At 67.0% G+C, this 3,497-nt stretch carries 1 protein-coding gene; it reads right to left on the minus strand.

What is annotated here, in order from left to right; all coding sequences use genetic code 11:
- Positions 1-3,497: DUF3400 domain-containing protein (locus CFB35_RS33980; protein WP_089466258.1), on the minus strand; the 3,497-nt coding region annotated here is incomplete at both ends.

A 3,497-nucleotide genomic window follows, 5' to 3' on the forward strand; every position in this document is an offset into this window, starting at 1 on the left:
CGTGCGACATAATCGGCCATCCAGTTCTCGCCGAGCACCTGGCGCGCGATCTCGACCACGATGTAGTCCGCTTCGAGATTCGCGTCCTCGCCGTAGCGCGACAGCCCCTGCAGGCACGACGGGCAGCTCGTCAGGATCTTCACGTCCGGGCCGGCCGCGGCCACTGCCGCCGGCGCCGCCGCGTCGCCCGCCACCACCGGAATCGCACGCAGCTTCGCCGCGCCCTTGCGAATCTCTTCTTCCTTGCGGAAGCGCACCTGCGTGGAGATGTCCGGCCGCGTGACCGCCAGCGTGCCCGATTCGCCGCAGCAGCGATCGTTCTTCTCGATCTTGTAGCCGTCCTTCTCCGAACCCATCAGCTCGTTGACCAGCTTCACCGGGTCCATCGTCTTGATCGGCGTGTGGCACGGGTCGTGGTACATGTAGCGCGTGCCCGTCACGCCGTCGAGCTTCATCCCCTTCTCCAGCAGGAACTCGTGGATGTCGATGATCCGGCAGCCCGGGAAGATCTTGTCGAATTCGTAGCCCGCGAGCTGGTCGTAGCACGTGCCGCACGACACCACCACCGTCTTGATGTCCAGGTAGTTCAGCGTGTTCGCCACCCGGTGGAACAGCACGCGGTTGTCCGTCACGATCTTCTCGGCCTTGTCGTACTGGCCCGAGCCGCGCTGCGGATAGCCGCAGCACAGGTAGCCCGGCGGCAGCACCGTCTGCACGCCCGCCTCCCACAGCATCGCCTGCGTCGCCAGCCCCACCTGCGAGAACAGCCGCTCGGAGCCGCAGCCCGGGAAGTAGAACACCGCCTCCGAATCGACGGTCGTCGATTTCGGGTCGCGGATGATCGGCACGATCTTGTTGTCCTCGATGTCCAGCAGCGCGCGCGCCGTCTTCTTCGGCAGGTTGCCCGGCATCTTCTTGTTCACGAAGTGGATCACCTGCTCGACCGCCGGCGGCTTGCCCGTCGTCGCCGGCGGGTGCTGCGTCTGCTTCGTCACGACCTTCTTGAGCATGTCGTTCGCGAAGCGCTGCACCTTGTAGCCCACCCCCATCATCACGCCGCGCGCGACGTTGATCGTCTGCGGATTGGTCGCGTTCAGGAAGAACATGCCCGCCGCGTTGCCCGCGTTGAACTTCTTCTTGCCCATCTTGCGCAACAGGTTGCGCATGTTCATCGTCACGTCGCCGAAGTCGATCTTCACCGGGCACGGCGTCGCGCACTTGTGGCACACCGTGCAGTGGTCGGCCACGTCGTTGAACTCGTCCCAGTGCTTGATCGACACGCCGCGGCGCGTCTGCTCCTCGTACAGGAACGCCTCGACCAGCAGCGACGTCGCGAGGATCTTGTTGCGCGGGCTGTACAGCAGGTTCGCGCGCGGCACGTGCGTCGCGCACACCGGCTTGCACTTGCCGCAGCGCAGGCAGTCCTTCACCGAATCGGCGATCGCGCCGATGTCGGACTGCTGCATGATCAGCGACTCGTAGCCCATCAGCCCGAAGCTCGGCGTGTACGCATTGCGCAGATCGGCGCCCTCGAGCAGCTTGCCCTTGTTGAAGCGGCCGTTCGGGTCCACGCGCTGCTTGTACGCGCGGAATTCGGCGATCTCGTCCTCGGTCAGGAACTCGAGCTTCGTGATGCCGATCCCGTGCTCGCCGGAAATCACGCCGTCGAGCGAGCGCGCGAGCGTCATGATCCGCGCGACGGCCGCGTGCGCGTCCTGCAGCATCTCGTAGTTGTCGGAGTTGACCGGGATGTTCGTGTGCACGTTGCCGTCGCCCGCGTGCATGTGCAGCGCGACGAACACGCGCGCGCGCAGCACGCGCTTGTGGATCGCCTGCGCTTCGTCGAGGATCGGCTTGAACGCGCCGCCGTTGAAGATCGCGCGCAGTTCCGCGCGGATCTCCTGCTTCCACGAGATGCGCACCGTGCGGTCCTGCGTGACGTGGAACACGGTCGCGCCCGGCTGCTCGTCCGCGCGATCGGCGAACTTCTCCGCGAGCGCCTCGTAGCCGAGCTGCACCAGGTAGTGCTGCGCCTCGCGCAGCGGCTGGTCGAGCCGGTCGCGCACGAATTCCCAGCGCGCGCGCACGCGCTTGAGCAGCTCCAGCGCCTGCTGCACGCGGTCCTCCAGCAGTTCCGCGCTCGGGATCTCGTTCGCGTCGTCGGTCTTGCCGAGCGGCAGGTTGCCGCCACGGAAGAACGCCTCGAGCGCGTCGACCAGCTGCAGCTTGTTCTTCAGCGACAGCTCGATGTTGATCCGCTCGATGCCGTCGGTGTACTCGCCCATCCGGTTCAGCGGGATCACGACGTCCTCGTTGATCTTGAACGCGTTCGTGTGCTTCGCGATCGCCGCCGTGCGGCTGCGGTCGAGCCAGAAGCGCTTGCGCGCCTCCGCGCTGACCGCGACGAAGCCTTCGCCGCTCTTGCCGTTCGCCATCCGGATCACTTCGGACGTCGCGTGCGCGACCGCGTCGGCGTCGTCGCCGACGATGTCGCCGATCAGCACCATCTTCGGGAACGCATTGCGCTTGCTCTTGGTCGCGTAGCCGACCGCGCGCAGGTAGCGCTCGTCGAGGTGCTCGAGGCCCGCGAGGATCGCGCCGCCCTGCTTCGAGGTCTCGAACAGGTAGTCCTTGATCTCGACGATGCTCGGGATCGCCTCGCGCGCCTGGCCGAAGAATTCGAGGCAGACGGTGCGCGTGTGCGCGGGCATCTTGTGCAGCACCCAGCGCGCGGACGTGATCAGCCCGTCGCAGCCTTCCTTCTGCACGCCCGGCAGGCCGGCGAGGAACTTGTCGGTCACGTCCTTGCCGAGCCCTTCCTTGCGAAAGCGCCGGCCTTCGATCTCGAGCATCTCGGTCTTCAGCAGCTTCTCGCCCGGCGCGTACGCGCCGTCGAACCACTTCAGCTCGAAGCGCGCGACCGCGATGTCGTGGATCTTGCCCTGATTGTGCTCGTGGCGCGTGACTTCGAGCCAGTTGCCGTCCGGGTCGACCATCCGCCACCAGGCCAGGTTGTCGAGCGCGGTGCCCCACAGCACGGCCTTCTTGCCGCCCGCGTTCATCGCGACGTTGCCGCCGATGCACGAGGCGTCGAGCGAGGTCGGATCGACCGCGAACACGTAGCCGGCCGCTTCCGCCGCTTCGGTCACGCGGCGCGTGACGACGCCCGCGCCGGAGAAGATCGTCGGCACCTTGTGCGCGACGCCCGGCAGCTCGGTGAGCTCGACCGCGCCGAGCTGTTCGAGCTTCTCGGTGTTGATCACCGCGGAGAACGGCGTGAGCGGCACCGCGCCGCCCGTGTAGCCGGTGCCGCCGCCGCGCGGGATCACGGTCAGGCCGAGCTCGAAGCACGCCTTGATCAGCGCGGCGATCTCGGCTTCGGTGTCGGGCGTCAGCACGACGAACGGGTATTCGACGCGCCAGTCGGTCGCGTCGGTCACGTGCGACACGCGCGACAGCCCGTCGAAGCGGATGTTGTCCTTCTGCGTGCAGCGGCC

This window comes from Burkholderia sp. AU16482 (assembly GCF_002223285.1).
Lineage (GTDB): Bacteria > Pseudomonadota > Gammaproteobacteria > Burkholderiales > Burkholderiaceae > Burkholderia > Burkholderia semiarida.